13 protein-coding genes are annotated in these 18,644 nt (G+C 34.9%); 11 read left to right on the top strand and 2 right to left on the bottom strand.

Annotated features, from left to right (window positions below):
• Nucleotides 1-2 precede the first annotated feature (2 nt).
• Together FTV43_RS05740 and FTV43_RS05735 are read right to left on the bottom strand one after the other, a co-directional pair.
• Nucleotides 3-1,703: a hypothetical protein gene (locus tag FTV43_RS05740; protein WP_079267142.1), complete on the bottom strand. Its 1,701-nt coding sequence runs from the start codon at nt 1,701-1,703 to the stop codon at nt 3-5.
• 86 nt (nt 1,704-1,789) lie between these two features.
• A complete protein-coding gene (locus tag FTV43_RS05735; RefSeq protein ID WP_002062181.1) occupies nt 1,790-2,887 on the bottom strand; it encodes a DUF4297 domain-containing protein in 1,098 nt (365 codons plus the stop codon).
• A gap of 165 nt (nt 2,888-3,052) precedes the next feature.
• Between FTV43_RS05735 and FTV43_RS05730 the strand changes: the two genes are divergently transcribed.
• From FTV43_RS05730 to FTV43_RS05680, 11 genes are all read left to right on the top strand, one after another.
• Entirely contained in the window at nt 3,053-5,038 is a 1,986-nt protein-coding gene (locus FTV43_RS05730) for a site-specific DNA-methyltransferase (protein WP_179995079.1), read from the top strand.
• A gap of 2 nt (nt 5,039-5,040) precedes the next feature.
• The gene (locus tag FTV43_RS05725) at nt 5,041-8,028 is read left to right on the top strand and encodes a type III restriction-modification system endonuclease (protein WP_179995078.1); all 2,988 of its coding nucleotides are present in this window, start codon (nt 5,041-5,043) and stop codon (nt 8,026-8,028) included.
• A gap of 48 nt (nt 8,029-8,076) precedes the next feature.
• Nucleotides 8,077-9,576 carry a DUF6035 family protein gene (locus FTV43_RS05720; RefSeq protein WP_026444247.1) on the top strand — a complete coding sequence of 500 codons (1,500 nt, stop codon included), beginning with the start codon at nt 8,077-8,079 and terminating at the stop codon, nt 9,574-9,576.
• A gap of 7 nt (nt 9,577-9,583) precedes the next feature.
• Nucleotides 9,584-10,576, top strand: coding sequence for a Fic family protein (locus tag FTV43_RS05715; protein ID WP_179995077.1), 993 nt, complete (start codon nt 9,584-9,586; stop codon nt 10,574-10,576).
• Between the two features lie 185 nt (nt 10,577-10,761).
• On the top strand, nt 10,762-11,523 hold the full coding sequence (locus FTV43_RS05710; RefSeq protein WP_004842513.1) for a PP2C family serine/threonine-protein phosphatase: 762 nt from the start codon (nt 10,762-10,764) through the stop codon (nt 11,521-11,523).
• Nucleotides 11,524-11,544: 21 nt separating this feature from the next.
• The gene (locus FTV43_RS05705) at nt 11,545-11,745 is read left to right on the top strand and encodes a DNA translocase FtsK (protein ID WP_004842512.1); all 201 of its coding nucleotides are present in this window, start codon (nt 11,545-11,547) and stop codon (nt 11,743-11,745) included.
• Between the two features lie 23 nt (nt 11,746-11,768).
• A complete protein-coding gene (locus FTV43_RS05700) occupies nt 11,769-13,412 on the top strand; it encodes an McrB family protein (RefSeq protein WP_179995076.1) in 1,644 nt (547 codons plus the stop codon).
• 1 nt (nt 13,413) lies between these two features.
• Nucleotides 13,414-14,841: an McrBC 5-methylcytosine restriction system component gene (locus FTV43_RS05695; RefSeq protein ID WP_020752793.1), complete on the top strand. Its 1,428-nt coding sequence runs from the start codon at nt 13,414-13,416 to the stop codon at nt 14,839-14,841.
• Between the two features lie 161 nt (nt 14,842-15,002).
• A complete protein-coding gene (locus tag FTV43_RS05690; protein WP_179995075.1) occupies nt 15,003-16,592 on the top strand; it encodes a peptide chain release factor 3 in 1,590 nt (529 codons plus the stop codon).
• A gap of 167 nt (nt 16,593-16,759) precedes the next feature.
• A complete protein-coding gene (locus tag FTV43_RS05685) occupies nt 16,760-17,575 on the top strand; it encodes a hypothetical protein (protein WP_096901395.1) in 816 nt (271 codons plus the stop codon).
• 49 nt (nt 17,576-17,624) lie between these two features.
• On the top strand, nt 17,625-18,644 hold the full coding sequence (locus FTV43_RS05680; protein WP_178868208.1) for an RsiV family protein: 1,020 nt from the start codon (nt 17,625-17,627) through the stop codon (nt 18,642-18,644).

The following is an 18,644-nucleotide window of genomic DNA, read 5'->3' as shown; positions in this document are numbered from 1 at the left end:
CCTTATGCAAAGTCATAACTTTCGAAATTTAATAAGTCTTTTAGTTCCTTATATTTTTTAGTATCAAGCAACTTGTTTTCAGTCAGGAAAATAGTATTCGCTTGCTCTTTATAAGTTTTAATTTCCTCTCGATTCATTGCGCAGATGAAGAGCTGAGCGGAATTAGGTGTATGCTGAATAATAAAATTAATAATTTTGGAGTAGTTGAAGTCAGCCTGTTCTTGTTGATTTGGAGTGTCGATTATGATTGGGGCGAAAACTTCATTTTCTGCATTATGAATTTGTTTTAAAACAGCATAGTAGTATGCTAAAAGACCACGAGTACTTTCAGCTGCTCCACCATTCCCATGCATTTTACTATAATCACTAGATGAGGATATATTGGAAAGGTTTACCGCTGTAGCATCAAGTTTTTCAATATAACTGCTTAAACTTAATTTGAAATTTGAATTTAGTTTATCTTTTTCTTCTTTTGTTAATAATTTGGTTTGCTCTTTTTTAGAGGAGCGAATTTCGCTGTCGTATTTTTTTATTTGGATATAACTATCTTCAATTGTTTTTTGAACTCTATTATGTATTGTACTGGTAGCAATTTCTTCGAGGATATTTGGTTTATTGGGTTGAGAAATTTCATTAGCAGAAAGTGAGCTATCATATTTTTCATGAATTAACTGAATTTGAGTTTCAATTTCTTTTAAAGTTCCATTATTTTTCAATAAATTTTTATTAAGTACGCCCAGTTTATTTTTAATAGTTTCGATTTGACGTTCAGCTTCAACTTTATCGGCTAGAATAGATGCCCTATTAACTAATGAGTTATCGTGTTTTGTACCGCAAATTGGACAAGAAATATTCTCGAACTCTATATTTTCAATAGAAAATTGGTAATCTTTTTCAAGTTCTTGAGAAGCAATTAAAGCTAAATCTAGTTGATTTTGGAAATAGATTTTATCAGCATTTAATTCACTTATTTTTTTGAAAAAATCTTCTTGTTGTTGCTGTAATGCATTAAGGTCTTCATTTACTGTTTGATATAGATCTTCTAGCTGGCTAGATGTTAATGCAATAACTTTAGGGCTAGTTGGTAGGTATTCAGTAATAATATTAATGCTTGTTTCAATAGTCCTAACTTTTTCTTCAACAGATTTTTTTTCAAATTGGTTTTTAGAAATTTCTTCAAGAATTTTAAAGTACTCAGAGTTTATATAACCTGTGTGATATTTAATCACCGTGGGCTTCCAATTACGATATTGCTGAAGATTAGTAAAGCCGCTCCATGTTTGAGTCCAGCTTGATTCTTGATCAATGTAGAAAGGGAGAAAGTAATATGCTGGAGGAGGTGTTTCAAGTTTTGTTGTATCTTTTTTGTTTGGCAATAAAACTTTAAAGCCAACAATTTCAGCAAATAATTTTGAATATTCACCAGTGATCTTTTCAAATTTTTGCCAACCTTTACTTGGTTGTTTTATAAAAATAATATCATTATACCGACCAACTGCATATTCACTATTACCGATATTAAAAACTAATAAGGATCTTATATCGAAAGACTTCCATGTGGGATCATGATGGGTTGAGCAACCTAAAGTCCAAAGGAGTAGTTTAGCAAGAGTGGATTTGCCAATACTATTATCATCCCCTGTAATCAAATTAAATTTTGGGTGGAAGTTGAACTGATTTGCGGACTTTTGGGAATTTGACACGATTGTCAGTTGTTTGAACGATAAGTTTATTATGTTGTCCAATTCTTAAGTTCCTAATCAAAAGTTTGAAATTTTCGTTGTTTGGCTTAGTGTTCTTCATTTTTACAAATCAACTCATAAAAAAGCCCAGCTTTGATTACATTATCATGACTTGATGTAATCTTGTCATTTTTAAGCAGTTGTTCCATTGTTTTGTCTATGAAAGTTTCTAATCCTTCATCCTCATAAACTGAATAATTGATATTTACAATATTTTTCATTATTTCATGGTCTTGGAGTACGGCAAGGTTTCTTTGTAAGGAAGAGGAATGATAACGATGAAATTCTTTTCTAATTTTTGCTTTTTCATGATGTTTGAAATTTAGCTCATTAAGGATTTCAGTAAGCTCATTCTCGCGAACTTGAAGGTCATTACTTTGTGTAAATTGAGAAATAGTGTTTTCGACGGTGATGCCTGTTAAGCCTTTTTTTTGGATTAGATCATCCCAGAGTTTATAGTCATATGTAACAGCACCTTTAATACGTAATTCATCCATTAATAAGCGATAGATAGATTCGGCGTTATGATTTGCTCCAGCCTTAATTTTATTAACTAAACTTGTGATTTGCCCAATTGTGTATTGTTGAAATCCTTTTGCTGGTAAAGTAGGGGTAATAAATGAAAGTGTATCAGGTAAGTTTTTATCGCCGATTTCTGCATCAATAGCAACTTGAATGTCATTAATACATTCTTCATGTAAATCACCGATTTTGATGACCTCAAGATTTAAAGGTTCACCATTAAGTTGAAGTGAGAATCCACAAGTTGCCACTAAATTTAAACTGATTAATTTATCGCGATAAGGTTTATCTTTAATACCTAATAACATTTTTCCTAATACTGAATTAGAATCTTTTTTTGTACGTTTAGTTAGACTCTTATTTGTATATTTTGAAGAAGATTTATTTTTAACCTGATTGAATTCAAATTGCACTTTAGATCCATCTATTGATGAACAATAAACAACATCTTCATGCAGTTCGATAAAAACAACGTAGTCAGTTGAATTTGAATGCTCATCTAAAACTCGACCTAAAGCCCAATGATATTGATATTCGTATTTCCCATAAGTGCTAGCACCTGCTGTTTCTCGTTGAACAACAGCTAAAGGGTTTGCGGTTTTTATAGTTTTAATTTCTGCCAAAATAAATTTTCCTCTACTCTATAAGTGCGGAAAGCATTAGTATATTGATATATTTAAATTATCTTACAAAATTTTCAAATATTTTGCTTGTAAATTAGTCAAATATTTTCTCTTCTTAAATGTTAGAATATTTGCAAATTTGTGTTAAGAACCTTGTCATTTTATATGAAAACCGAACAGACCTTACCCACTGAAAAAATCACAGCGAATAGTGAGCAACTGGCTGTTTTAAAAAGTAATTTCCCTCAGTGTTTCGATAAACAGGGTAAATTTATTCTGTCGAAATTACAAGAAATTCTTCAAGCAAATGCTGTTGATCTTAGTCGTGAAAGTTATAGCCTGAATTGGTTAGGTAAGTCTTATGCTCGTGTTTTAGCCAATGAACCTATAAGAACAATGTTGTCTGAAGATACAGAACATAATGAACAAAAACAAAATAAAAACAGTCATAACTTATTAATTCAGGGAGATAACCTTGAGGTGTTAAAGCATCTAAAAGGGGCTTATAGTGAAAAGATTAAAATGATTTACATTGACCCGCCATATAACACTGGCTCAGATGGCTTTGTTTATCAAGATGATAGAAGTTTTACACCTGAACAGTTTGCAGAACTTGCAGGTGTTGATTTTGATGAAGCCCACCGAATTCTAGATTTCACGCAAAGTAATGCTAATAGCCATAGTGCATGGCTGACTTTTATTTACCCACGTCTTTATATTGCAAAACAGTTACTAAAAGATGATGGTGTGATTTTTATTTCGATTGATGAAAATGAGCAGGCGACTCTAAGAATTTTAGCTGATGAAATTTTTGGAGAAGCAAATTATTGTGGTGAAATTGTCTGGAAAAATAGTAGTAAAAATGATCAAAAATATATCTCTATGCAGCATGAATATATTTTGTGTTATGTAAAAAGTAAAGATGGTAATAAAGGTAATTGGTTAGAAAAAAAAGAAGGTATTGATGAAATTTATGACCACTTTCATAAACTGAAAAAAAAACATGGGACTGCTTGGGATAAAATTCATAAAGATGCATTGGCTTGGTATAAACAGTTTCCGCCTTCAAATCCAATCTATGATTCAAAGCATTATAACTATTGTGATGAAAATGGTGTCTACTTTGCTTCCGATTTATCGGGGCCAAACTTTGGACAGTATAGGTATGATGTCATTCACCCTATAACAAATAAAGTTTGCAAAGAACCTGCTAGTGGTTGGAGATTCCCTCCAGAAACCATGTTGGAAAAGATAGAAAAAGGATTAATTCATTTTGGAGTTGATGAGACCACTATTCCTAATAATAAAACCTATCTAAAAGATACTGAGTTTCAAAGTTTGACAAGTGTGAAATTTCGAGATGGTCGAGTGGCATCAAATCTTTTAAAATCGTTATTTGGTGTTAAGGATGTTTTTACAAATCCTAAAGATATAGATATTCTTATTGATTTGTTTAAGGCTATAAAGATTGAGAATAACGATTTTATTCTTGATTTTTTTGCAGGTAGCGGTAGTACTGCACATGCTTTGATGGATTATAATTTTATTAATAAGATAGCAAGCAAATATATTTGTGTTCAATTAGATGAAAAAACAAATCCTACTAAAGCGGCTTACAAAGCTGGATATAATACTATTTTTGAAATTACTAAAGATCGTATTATCAGAGCAAGTGAAAAATTATCGCATAACTATCCTGAAAGTAAATTTGATTTTGGATTCAAAGTTTTTAAAACCTGTACCAACTTTTTACCATCATCTAGTTATCGAGAACTAAAACAACTCACTTTATCTCAGTCTGATGCTTTATCTTCTACGACTGTTTTCGATGATGCTCAAGTACAAGATATTTTAACCACTTGGAAAGGTTTTGATAAAATTTTACTGTCTGAAAATCTGAATGCTATAAGTCTTGGTAATTATCTCGCTTATGGTTTAGGCCATGTTTTATATTTGGTGAATAAAGGCTTTAATACAGAAGCTTTAAAAATTTTGATTCAAAAACTAGATGATGAGCATGAATTTCAAGTATCTAAATTAGTCATCCTCGGTCATCACTTTGATAGTAAATCTCAACGTGAAATCGATGAAGCGATGAAAAATTACAATAATAAAAAGTCGATTCCTGTTGATGTTGTGGTGAGATACTAATAATGAATGCAACATTACCTTTATTTGCAACACAGCAAACAAAACAGTTTCATTTTGAAGGGAACTTGCCACATCAACAACGTGCGGTAGATAGTATTCTTGCTGTGCTTGAAACGGTAACATTTACTAAACCTAATCAGCAAATGGCTTTAGTAAGTAATCCATTAGCACCCAAAGATAAGCAACTGGCATTATCAGCCTATGCGAAATCTATTGAAGCGGTGCAAAAACACAATGAAATTTTAGGACATATAGCTAAACCTGAAAGCAATATACTTGATATTTCAATGGAAACAGGTACAGGTAAAACCTATACCTATACCAAAATGATGTTTGAGTTGAATGCACGCCTGAAACTTTTTAAATTTATTGTGGTTGTACCGACGCTCCCTATTAAAGCGGGCACAATTAATTTTTTGAAATCCCAAGCATCGCAAGAGCATTTTGCAACCAATTATCAAAATAAATCTATTCGTTGTCATGTTGTAGAAAGTCAATCAAACAAAAAATCTAAAAAGGATTTAATGCCTCAAAGTATTTTAGATTTTGTTCAAGCACCTGATGATGGACAAACTATTCACGTACTTGTAATCAATGCAGGGATGATTAACTCAGATACGCTCAGTAAGAAGTATGACCGAGCTGTATTCGATCAATTCAGCACACCTGTAGATGCAATCGCCTCAATTGCACCAATGGTTATTATTGATGAACCACACCGCTTTCCAACTGCACAAAAGACTTGGGGAAATATTCAAAAACTCGGTGGTCAATTTATTGTTCGTTATGGAGCAACTTTTAAGGATGATTATTATAATCTTATTTATCAATTAACCGCTGTAGATGCCTTTAACCAAGACTTGGTTAAAGGTGTGGTGGCTTATATTGAAGAATTTGAAGGTGCGAAAGACACATCAATTAAACTTGTAGAAATTGATACGAGCAACAAAAAGAAAGAAGAGGCTATTTTCCAAGTCAAACGAGGGAAAGTTACCGAAAAAGTTCATTTACTTAAAAATGAATCTTTGAGTAAGGTGGATTATAATTTTGGCAGCTTAACCATTGATAACTTAAATAAAACCACAGTGGTGTTATCTAACGGTTTAGAACTTAAAAAAAATGATGTGATTGATCCGTATTCTTATAATGAAACTTTGCAGGAGAAGATGATCCGTAAAGCTATTACAAATCATTTTGAAATAGAAAAAGATTTATTGACTCGCTCAACTGCTCGGATTAAACCGTTAAGCCTCTTCTTTATTGATAATATTGAAAGTTACCGAGGTAAAGAAGGAGAAAAAGGAAGTTTAGCTTTATTTGTAGAAGCTGAAATTGAAAGGCATGTCACTCAGCTTTTGACAACTGAAACTCATGAAGCCTACCGAGAATATTTAAAGAATACTTTGAAAGATATTTCTCAATCTCACGGTGGTTATTTTTCTCAAGATAATTCTGAAAAAGATGAGAAAATTGAGAAAGAGATTGAGGAAATTCTGCATGATAAAGAAACTTTATTGAGTCTAGACAACCCACGTCGTTTCATTTTTTCAAAGTGGACATTACGTGAAGGTTGGGATAACCCGAATGTATTCCAGATTTGTAAATTACGTTCTAGTGGTGGTAAAACTAGTAAGCTGCAAGAAGTTGGTCGTGGCTTACGTTTGCCAGTAAATGAGTTTATGCAACGCGTTAAAAATGAAAACTTTCAGTTGCATTACTATGTTGATTTTACAGAAAAAGATTTTGTAAAAGAGTTAGTAGAAGATATCAACAGCAAATCATTAGTTGAGTTTGATGAAACTAAACTGACTAATGAACTAATTGCTCAAATTCTGGATAAATATTCAAATCAGTTCAACGATGAAGAGGCTTTACTAGAGCACCTAGATGATCTTGATGCAATTAAGCGTAATAATGACTTTAAAGAAGGCGGTTTGGAGAAGTTAAAGCAACAGTTCCCTCTAGTCTTTGCTCAAGGTCTAAAAGCAAATAAAGTACGTAATGCTGGAGATACAAAGCAGAAAGCAACGATGCGTCTTGCTAAGTATGCTGAGCTTAAAGAAATGTGGGAAACTCTTAACCGTAAAGTGATTTTGGAATACAAAATCGACTCTGAAGAGCAATTTCATGCTTTGCTCAAAGGTTATTTTGCGGCGAATTTAGATAGCTTTAAAAAGACAGGAAGTTTCACCAAAAAGCATACTTTGATTATTGAAAATAATTTGGCATCACAGCATGTTGAGCATTCGATTCATGAAGAGGTTTTACCGATTCAAACCATGACCTATGGTGAATTCTTACATGAGTTAGCTATCTCTTTAAAAGTGAATCGTAATACACTACATCAGGTTTTTATTGAGTTATTGCAAAGTACAGATAAGCATTTGGATATAAATCAATATCTAAGCCAAAGTACAATTCGCTCTATTCGAAGTGGTTTTAATGATTATTTATTAAAACAGTCATTCCAAAGTTATCAAATAGGTTTAACTGATGTTTCAAATACAGTCCACCCTACTGTATTCACTGATGAAGAAGGTGAACCATTAGCTGAGATAGATAGTGCTAACTTAGGGCGAATGACTGAGGCTTTAAATATTGCAGATAATTATTTATTCAATGAACTCTTTTATGATTCACCTCTTGAAAAAGAAAATATCTGTGAAAAAGTTTCTGAAGTATCTGTATTCACAAAGATTCCTAAAAACTCAATTCGTATTCCTATAGCAGGTGGTGGAAGCTATTCTCCAGACTTTGCCTATATTGTTGAGTATGAAAGTGGAAAGAAAACTTTGAATTTGTTGATTGAAACGAAAGATAAGGCAAACTACACCTTATCCGAAGAAGAGCAGCGTAAAATTAAACATGCGGAACTTTTATTTCAAAATGTCAGAGATGATGTAGACGTTGTTTTTAAAACTCAATTTGAGAGTGAAAAAGTCGTTGAAATTATTAAAAATGTTATTGGTAAAAAGGCTAGTAAAGGTTAGATTAAAGGCAATATTAATGTTGGCTTGATAAGCAAGTTGAGGGGATACATGAAGTTGGTTCATATTGTTGATAAAGATCAAAATATGTGGATTGATGTGAATGTATTCTTTCAACAGTCTGAAATGGAGCTGACTCAATGGCGTAGTCAAATAAGGGAGCGATATAAACGGGATAAAAACAAGCCTCATTTTACTTGCGCTTGGTGCCAATCCCCAGTGACCCTTGCCAGACGTACAGATCACATGGAGATCAATTCCTCGGCAACATTTTTTTTTAAACATATTCCTGAGTTGGAAAATAATCCAAACTTCCAATGTCCTGTAAAGCATATCAAACAGTTATCAGAGCAAGAAAAAACTGCTCTAAAGTATCAAATTGCGAAAGAAACTCAACAACATAAATTGCTGAAAGAGAACATATATAAAAGCCTTCAAGTAGATGAAGCTTTTAGTGATATTCATATTGAGCAAGTTCGTAAAAGTATTGATCTAAAGCAATGGCGTAGACCAGATGTATCTTCATTATATAAAAAGCAATTAGTTGTTTTTGAAGGACAACTTTCTACAACTTTTTTGAATGTGATTATTGATCGTAAGATTTTTTATCAAGATAACAATGCTTGCTTACTGTGGATTTTTAATCATTTTGAACCAACAGAAAAAGCGAAGAAGCAGTCAATGCAAGATATTTACTACAACAATAATGCAAATGCCTTTGTAGTGAATGATTCTACAGTCGCTCAATCAATTAAAACAAAAGTTTTTACTTTAGAGTGTCATTATTTAAAGCCTGAAATAAAGAATAATCAAATCATTAATCAGTGGAATACTGAGTTCGTCGAATTCCAAAACTTAGTCCAGAACGAAGCTACAAAGCAAATATACTTTTTTGATTATGAAGCTGAATATCAAAAGCTAAAGCAAAAATTAGGCTTACGTCATAGTTATTTACAAGAGAGTAAGAATCAAAAAGATAAACTAAAAGTTCAGAAATATATCGAATCACTAGAACAGGTTGATCTTGATACAAAAGTTCCATCAAAAACTAAATCTGAATTATTGGTCGAGTTTACTAAACTATGGATAAAAACTCATTACCTTACCGATAGTCAATTCAACTTTCAGTGGTTTTCCATCCGTAAAGAGCTTGAGCTAATGGGTATTAGTACACCTAAATACATTTTACATGCACCCTATAAAACAGTGGTCAACTCAATTTTAAGTGCAAAATTTGGTTACGTTGTAGGTAACAATATTAATGATATGGTGAGTGTAGCTCATAACTTGATGGAACATCATCCAGCTTACATTAAGCATTTGATGCTTACTTTAAAAGTAACAGGCAAACCCGATTTATTAAACGAGAGAGATAGTTCGGGTAAATGGAAAGAGCGTTATAAAAAATATGTTCAACAGCCAGAAGAGTTTAAAATTTATAAACATGATTTAAATCAATTTATTGAATTTTTAGTTCCTGAGTTTGAAGGACGCTTAATTGCTTGGGGTGAAAGCTGTGAACTTCATTCAAAAATAAATTTACCAAAGTAGGTCTATTATGAAATACCAACCGCCTTATACCATCACCTCAAAAATCATTCATCTGATTGCTCAGATCAGTGAAAATATAGGGCGTTTGACTGTTTTAGAGGAAATTCAGGACAGCTTAAAACTCAGAAAAGCCAATCGTATCCGTACTATTCAAGGTTCTCTTGCAATAGAGGGGAATACGTTAAGTACAGAACAAATCACGGCGATTCTAAATGGTAAGACTGTGATTGCACCTCCGAAAGAAGTTCAGGAAGTACGTAATGCCATTAAAGCCTATGAAGCATTTCAGCAGTGGCAACCAAGCCAAGAAAAAGACCTATTACAAGCGCACCAAATTTTAATGACAGGCTTAATTGATGAAGTCGGTCAGTATCGTCATGGTGGTGTCGGTGTAATGTCAGGTGATCGAGTAGTGCATATGGCTCCACCTGCGAATCAGATTAACCGTTTGATGGCTGATTTACTTAATTGGTTGAATGACAGCGATATACATCCACTGATTCAAAGTTCAGTATTCCATTATGAGTTTGAGTTTATTCATCCATTCGCAGATGGTAATGGTCGAATGGGGAGGTTGTGGCAGACATTGATTTTAAGTAGATGGAATCCAATCTTTGCCAATATTCCAGTTGAAAGCTTGATTTACCAAAATCAAAAAGCTTATTACGAAGCGTTGCAAGCAAGTACAGACCGAACAGATTCAGCCCCATTTATAGAATTCATCTTACAGATGATTTTAGATGCCATTCTTAGTTCAACTGATACCGCTCAAGATAGCGATCATGCTACCGCTCAAGTGAGCGACCAAGTTCAGCGTTTACTTTCGGCAATGAAGCAAGAAGATTATACTTTAGCTGAATTGATGCAATTGGTTGGATTAACGCATCGAGCAACGTTCCAAAAGAATTACTTAAATCCTGCAATAGAAGCAGATTTGATTGAGCGTACTATTCCAGATAAGCCGAAAAGCCCTAAGCAAAGGTATCGTCTTAAATCATGATTTAGCTTGAAAAATATTTTGTTACATTTTTACTTAAACAGTTAGACATGAATGAGAATTAAAAAGCGTAAAGTAAGTTTTTAAATTAAATAATTAATTATTAATCAGTAACTTATATAAAATTTTTCTTGATTGTGTTATCGGGTTTTGGTAAAAAAATTACTATTAAGTTTGAGATCAATGTGATGAGTACTTTTGAAATGCAAGGTCTGACATGGAAGGCGAGGTCAAAGTATCAACAAGATGCCATTTTGATTGAAAATAAAGTTATTCAACATGATGGACTCATCACTAAACTATATAGCCATTCTGAAAAAGAACAGTGGTGTGTTGCTGTAGCGGATGGGATTAGCAATAGTCCAGTAGCTGAGCAAGCAGCCTATACAGTTTTAAATGCTTTAATGCAAAATAAAAAAATAGAAACTTGTCAAGCATTTACCATTCAGCAGTATCTTGTTGATCAATTAGCACATCAAAAAAATAGTTTTGGAGCCAGTTCAACACTTGCACTCATTCAAAATAATGGCGAACAAGGTTTTGTGACAATTCAACATATTGGGGATAGTCGAGTATATTTGTTTAGCCAGCATGATCAAAAGTGGCACTGCCTGACGAGAGATCATAATTATCTTGAACAGTTAAGAGAAAATGGCGAGATAAAAGAAGGGGGAAACTATGCCAGTATTTATGGTGCATTATTACAATACTTTTGTGCTGATCCTTTGCATGAAGTGATGGATTTTACAACAACAGAAGAATATTTGACTGAGAATGATGCCTTATTAGTTTGTACCGATGGTGTGCATGATGTGATGGAGTGTACGGAATGGCCTGCTTTAAAAGTAGATATGGAACTTCGAGCATGGTTACTCGACATGAAAGCGTCATTAGATTCGAAACAGGCGTATGACAATGTCAGCATGATCTTAGTACGAGCAAAAATTTAATTCATTGAGAATGGGGGAATTATGCAATCAGACGATCTTTTTGAACGTGCCAAATTATTCATAGAGGAAGTAGGTGTCGTTTCGGTATCGAGTTTACAACGTAAGTTTTTAATTGGACATACTCAAGCAGAACAAGTGCTAAATCAGTTAATTGAAGAGAATATTTGTGAGAGCCACTTTGTTCAAGAGCAAGGCTATATTTTAAAAAAAATTTCGAAGTAAGGTAATTTAGAAAAGGATACGGTATGTCGATCAGATTAAAAAACCTTTATAAGCTTTTAATAGAAAATAGAAAACATGAGGTTCAAGGGTGGAATAAAGCATATAAAAATTTTTATAGTAAGGTCGAAAAAATTCGTGAAAGAATAAAAAGTGGAGAGGGCTTATCAAATCATGATGAGAGTTTTTTACGTGAGCTTCTTTATAACTTAGATAATGGAATTGCTTCTCGTGGGCAATCAGTTTTGAGTAATCAAAACTTTATAGATTTTATAAAAAACAGACAATTTTTATCAGATCTAGAAAGCTTGATTGTTAATCCTAATTTTGAAACTTATCAAGTTTTTAAAAAGACTTGGTCTGACCAAGGTAAATCGAATAATCCAGTACTCATAAATCGAGTTGTTGCGGCATGCACACTTGACGTTTCTACAACGGTAGACTCAGGTAAATTTAATCAAGTCTTCAACTGGTTAATGCGTGAAAAAATTATTCCAATTTATCCAGATAGTGAAGCTCAAGATTGGTTTTCAAAAAATCAATTTTTGATGAAAATTTTGAAACAGGTATTCAGTGAAGAGATTCAGAATCAAGAAACAGACGAATTTTATTTAAGTCAGTTTGTTTGGGAGCTCTATGAAAATTTGTCAAACCCATTCAGTTTAAAAAAACAAATTATTAAATACGGTGCTCCTGGAACAGGTAAGACTTTTCAGGCTCGTCAGCAAACTTCACTTTTGTTTGATATTTGGAAAGAGGAGTTTGCTCCTGATACTGATTTTACTCATCAAGGTCAGATTGAGTTAGTGCAATTCCATCCGTCTTTCAGCTATGAGGATTTCATTGAAGGACTACGCCCTATTTTAGATGAGAATGGACAAGCCCAATTAACATTACAGAATGGGATTTTTAAAGAGTTTTGTTTAAAGGCTGGTAAATGGGAAATTGATGTATTTAATTTGCATCTAGATAAAGAATGGGATGAGATAAAAATCCTTGATTTACATCCTTATAAAGATCAACTCAGTAATTCATATTGGGACTATATCTTTAGATTAGAGGACCAAACTAAATTAGTTTCTAATGCTATCCCTCCATTCTTTTTTATTATTGATGAAATCAATCGTGCGGAATTATCTCGTGTTTTTGGCGAGTTAATGTACTGCTTGGAATATCGTGGTGTTAGGGGATGCGTTAAAACACAATATGCTAACCTGAATACGAATAAAACAGGGATGCTGGAATTAGGCCAGACTTATCAATTTTTCATTCCCACCAATATATATTTAATTGGCACAATGAATACGATTGATAGAAGTGTGGAAAGTTTTGACTTTGCTCTTCGTCGCAGGTTCTCTTGGCAAGAAGTGAGTCCAGATATAAGCTTGTTGAAATACTATCTTTCAGAGCATTGTGCTAAATGGATTGAACTAGCCATTAGTCTTGAGAAGCTTAATGAAGAGATAGAAAAACAAGCTTTGCTCGGTCACGAGTATCAGATTGGGCATGCTTATTTGATGAATTTGAAATACCCCAAAAGTTTAAGCTTAACTGAGGTGAAAGCTTCGATTTGGGAAGATAGTATCAGACCATTGTTGCAAGAATATTTACGTGGTACAGGCGAAGAAGCAGAGTTGATTAGATCCTTTAGTAAATCTTTTGGGGTCTAATATGTGGCTCTTTGATGTCATTAAAAATGGAACTCTAGTCGATAATCAAACTTATATGGTTCAAGATGGAGTTTTACACAACCGACGATTAGATGCGCCAATTAATCTAAATAAAAGGGCTAATGGACAATGGTCCTACCCCTATAATAATGACCAAGCAATTTGGCGGTTCATTAATGAGATATCTACTAATGTCAATGAAGCCTTAGTGAAGCGAGGTGCTAATGCATTGGTTCTATTTAATGACAGTGAATATGAGCACAATACGGATGATACTTTATTAAGAGTTAGCGGTGTTAATGTAGCTAATTTTACTCTTACGACAGGAAATCTTATTGGCTTTATAAAACAGGGGAAATATTCACTGAAGATTAGTTCCCGATTCGGAGATAATTTTTTAAGGTTTATTATTGCTGATGCTGACGGTTTTCTTGAGTTAGAGAATTTGGGTGGACAAATTAATGGGGATGGTTATGAATGGCTCCTCGCATATCTTTGGAATATTAAATTTAAGCGGGCATATCGCTTAGGACTTCCTAAAACGTATATAACAAAGAATGAGAAGTTAGGGCGAGTGCGTGGGAAGATAGATGTTGTTGATTATTTTAATAATAAGACATTAGGGAAAAACTTATGTAGTTATAGAGAGCATAGCTACGAAAACCCAGCAGCTTCACTTTTCCTTGCTACTTACGAAATGATAGAACATTACTCATTTTGTCAGCATACGAGAAATATCTATAACGCATTTCTTATTGCTAACAAGGGAGTAAAAAGGACAAGGAAGGAGATTTTGCGAACGCAATATTTCACAAATCCATTTTATAATGATTACAACGTTCTTATAGATTTATCTAAGAAAATCATAAGTCAAAAAAGTTCGGATTTTAGTTCAGATGAAGCATCGAGCTCATTTCTATTTGATGTATCTATGCTTTTTGAATATTTTATTCGTAAGTTAATAAAAAGAGCAGGAATAATTGTGCGTAGTAAATATGCGCAAATTCATAAAATATCAGCAGGTATCAATACTGGATATATGAGGAAATTAGAGCCAGATCTTGTTCTGGAAAGTGCTGAAGGTCTTTATATATTTGATGTTAAATATAAAACTTTCGATAGTAAATTTGGCGTAGGTCGAGAGGATCTATTTCAGCTCCATACTTACATAGGTCAATACGCTAATGAGGCGAAAATCAAAGGATGTGGCTTTATATATCCAATATCACAGAAAAGATGGGCATCACTTCATTTAGACAGTACTAATGGAGTAATTTCTACTAATATAAAACAACATGGTGTGGATATTCCTTTTCATGTTGTATTCTTTAAAATTACTGAATGTGATTTAGAATTTAATCTGTCGATGAGGAATGAGTGTTTAGATTTTTGTACACGCTTAAAAGAAAAAATTATACAAATGGTTTAACTTACTTTCAGTAATAGGATCTAGATTCTTCAATAGACAAGACTTGAATATAGCGAGTTTAAATCTGCTACAATTGCGCCAATTTTGAATTCCCACTTTTTCAGTTTTAGTACATATTTAGAAATGTGTACATAACTGTGTACATATTGTAGATTTTTCTCATGTTTAAAGATCAATTAGCTAGAGAGGTAAAGGCTCGTAGAACCTTTGCTATTATTTCCCACCCCGATGCTGGTAAAACCACCATGACAGAAAAACTGCTGTTATGGGGGCAAGCCATTCAAGTTGCAGGGATGGTAAAAAGCCGTAAGTCAGATCGTGGCGCAACATCTGACTGGATGGAAATGGAAAAAGAACGTGGTATTTCCATTACAACTTCGGTGATGCAATTCCCGTATAAAGACAAAATGATTAACCTGCTCGATACCCCAGGGCACGAAGATTTCTCTGAAGATACTTACCGCACTCTAACTGCGGTGGACTCTGCACTGATGGTGATTGATGGTGCGAAAGGTGTCGAAGACCGTACCATTAAATTAATGGATGTGTGTCGTATGCGTGACACACCCATCATTTCATTCGTCAACAAAATGGACCGCGAAATTCGTGAGCCACTAGAGTTGTTGGATGAAATTGAAAATGTCCTCAAAATTAAGTGTGTGCCAATTACTTGGCCAATGGGTACAGGGCGTGATTTCGCAGGGGTGTTTAACCTCATCGAAGAAAAATTTTATGTGTACAAATCAGGTTTTGGGTCAACCATTCCTGAAATTGAAGTACGCGATGGCTATAACCATGCAGACCTACGTGAAAAAGTAGGTGAATTGGCATGGGCGGCATTTGAAGAATCACTTGAATTGGTACAAATGGCGAATGAGCCTTTAGACCGTGACGAGTTTTTAGCGGGTCGTCAAACACCAGTGCTGTTTGGTACGGCTTTGGGTAACTTCGGTGTAGATCATGTATTGAATGCATTCAGTGAATATGCGCCGCCGCCAAAAGCACATCCAACGCAAGACCGTATTGTAGAAGCCAATGAAGAAGGCTTTAGTGGTTTTGTTTTTAAAATTCAGGCCAATATGGATCCGAAGCACCGTGACCGTATTGCTTTCATGCGAATCTGTTCAGGCAAGTATGAAAAAGGCTTAAAAATGAAGCATGTGCGTATTGATAAAGATGTACGTATCAGCGATGCCTTGACCTTCTTGGCAGGTGACCGTCAGCACCTCGAAGAAGCTTGGCCGGGCGACATTATTGGTCTACATAACCACGGGACGATTCAAATTGGCGATACCTTCACTTCGGGTGAAAAGTTGCAATTTACAGGGATTCCGCACTTCGCACCTGAAATGTTCCGTCGTGTACGCTTGAAAGACCCATTGAAGTCCAAACAGCTGCAAAAAGGCCTTAAAGAGCTTTCAGAAGAAGGTGCAACGCAAGTCTTTATGCCACAAAACAGCAATGATTTAATCGTAGGTGCTGTTGGTGTGCTACAGTTTGAAGTCGTCGCCTATCGCCTGAAAGAAGAATACAAAGTCGATTGTATTTACGAGCCTGTCAGCATCAACACGGTACGCTGGGTGTCTTGTGCCGATGAGAAAAAGTTTAACGAGTTTAAGAAAAAAGCCCACGATCAGTTGTCTGTCGATGGTGGTGGTCACTTAACTTATCTCGCGCCAAGTCGTGTGAATTTACAGTTAATGCAAGAGCGTTACCCTGACATTGAGTTTAGAAATACACGCGAGCACTAAGCCTCAGGTTGATGATGCTTAATCTGGCAGATGCAATCAGCGTAGCGCAGATGAATGTTCGGCATGCCTAAAAGTTTCAAAATTAAAACAGCTTCTTTAGGAAGCTGTTTTATTATGGGGGCGGTAAAAGATTAAAGATTATTTTTGATAAGTGAATTGGGGAAATCATGCAGCAAAAATCGGTTTATCTGGGTGCAATTTTGAGCGGGATGGTTTTGCTTAGCGCCTGTGACTCATCTAAACAAGATCAAAACTCAGATGAGCAAACGTCTATTTTTCAGAAAGATCAAGCGGATGTTTTACCGTATTTGAATATCAAGCAACAGGCAGCAGAAATTGCCTTGCCATTTTGTGAAAATAAAAACTGCATTGAATTAGAGGTACAAACTTTAAATACCCAAGATACATGGCTCAACAGTTGGATTGCAAAAAATCAGGCCATGGTGATTCAAGATCAAATTGGCTTAAAACAAAACATGAGTTTGCAGCAAGCCGTAGATGCCTATGTGAAAAAATCCGATGCTTGGCAGGCACAATTAGATCAAAATAAAGCTTATGAATTGGCGATGTACACCCGTATGGCATATCAACGCAATCAATATGTTTTGTTGCAAGTCGGGGTAGATAGCAAACAGGAAGGCACGCAGGTCAAAGAACGCTATTATTTCTTTGTGGCAGATCGGAAGCAGCAAAAAGCCTTGTCTGTTTTAGATGTGATTGATGCCAAACAACAAACCCGTATGAATACTTTTGTACAGCAGGCCTATCAGGATTGGCTCAAAACACAAAGCAGTGACGTGCAAAAAGCAGCACCTGCCAAATTATACTGGGGGCAGGCAGATTGGTTTTTTGATGATCAGGGCTTAGGATTGCATTATCGCACCCATGAAATTGTCAAAGATGGCACGCAGTTAGATATTTACCTAAGCAAAGCACAAACACAACAAGTTTTAAAAGCAGACATCTATCCATCTATGTTTTAGTAGGTGAGTACGGTGACAAGCAAAAATAGATGAAATCAAGGTTGGATTCATGTTGAAAAATAAAAGTATTTTGGCGATCAGTATTTTAATTACAACGCTAGGGATTACTGCATGTCAGCCAAAGAAAACCGAACCAGAAACAGTCGAGCCAGAGCAGACGCAGGCGGAACAACAAAGCTTAAAACTGGTCGGGGATACTGAAAAACTGAATTTGTCGTTGCCTAAATGTGAAGGGAATAACTGCCCTGAAATTTCAATTGAGCGTTTGAATAGTAATCAGGCCTTTATCGACCATTTTATTGATCAGAAAATTATTCAAGAATTGGCACAAATTTTAGAAATTGCACCACAGCAGGCGGCTTCTGAGGCTATAGCAGTTGAGAATGCAGCCAGTGAAAATACAGCAGCCAGTGCTGCAGATGCACCTGCCAGCAACCCCACTGCAGCAGCCATTGCACAAGTGGAAACTTTGGCGCAAAAATTAGAAAAACAAACTGTGCCTTATGTGCAAAGCTTTTTGGTACTTGATCAGGAACTGAAAGCTTTAAGCTCAAATCATAAAATCAGTTTGATGATTAAGCCTAAAATTTTGAATGCAGATCAGCCTTTGGCAACCGTGGTACTGAATAGCAGTAGTTATTTGGGCGGAGCGCATGGTGCATCGGCACAGCAATACTATAATTTTGATTTAGAACAGAAAAAATTAGTATTGTTAAATGACATTCTGTTAGAGAAGCAGCGTCCACAATTGGAGCGCAAAGCCTACGAAGCATTTAAACAATGGGTCATCACATCTGAACTTTCCACCAATGTGCAAGAATATGAACAAGCGTGGAAATTTAAGCTGTCGGAAAATTACTATTTAGGTCAACAGGGGTTAATTTTGCAATATGCAGAATATGAAATCGGCCCTTATGTCGTTGGTTTACCGCGCTTAACCATTCCGTATGCAGAACTGCAGGGAATTTTAAAAGCTGCGTATTTGCCTGTAACAGAAGCAGCCTCTGAAGCAACCGCAAAACCTGCCGAAGTAAGTGCAGCAAACACAACAACCAAAGCGAAGTCTTAA

It is taken from the genome of Acinetobacter sp. YH16053, from assembly GCF_013417035.1.
Classification (GTDB): Bacteria; Pseudomonadota; Gammaproteobacteria; order Pseudomonadales; family Moraxellaceae; genus Acinetobacter; species Acinetobacter towneri.
This window is presented reverse-complemented; position numbering and strand designations above follow the sequence as displayed.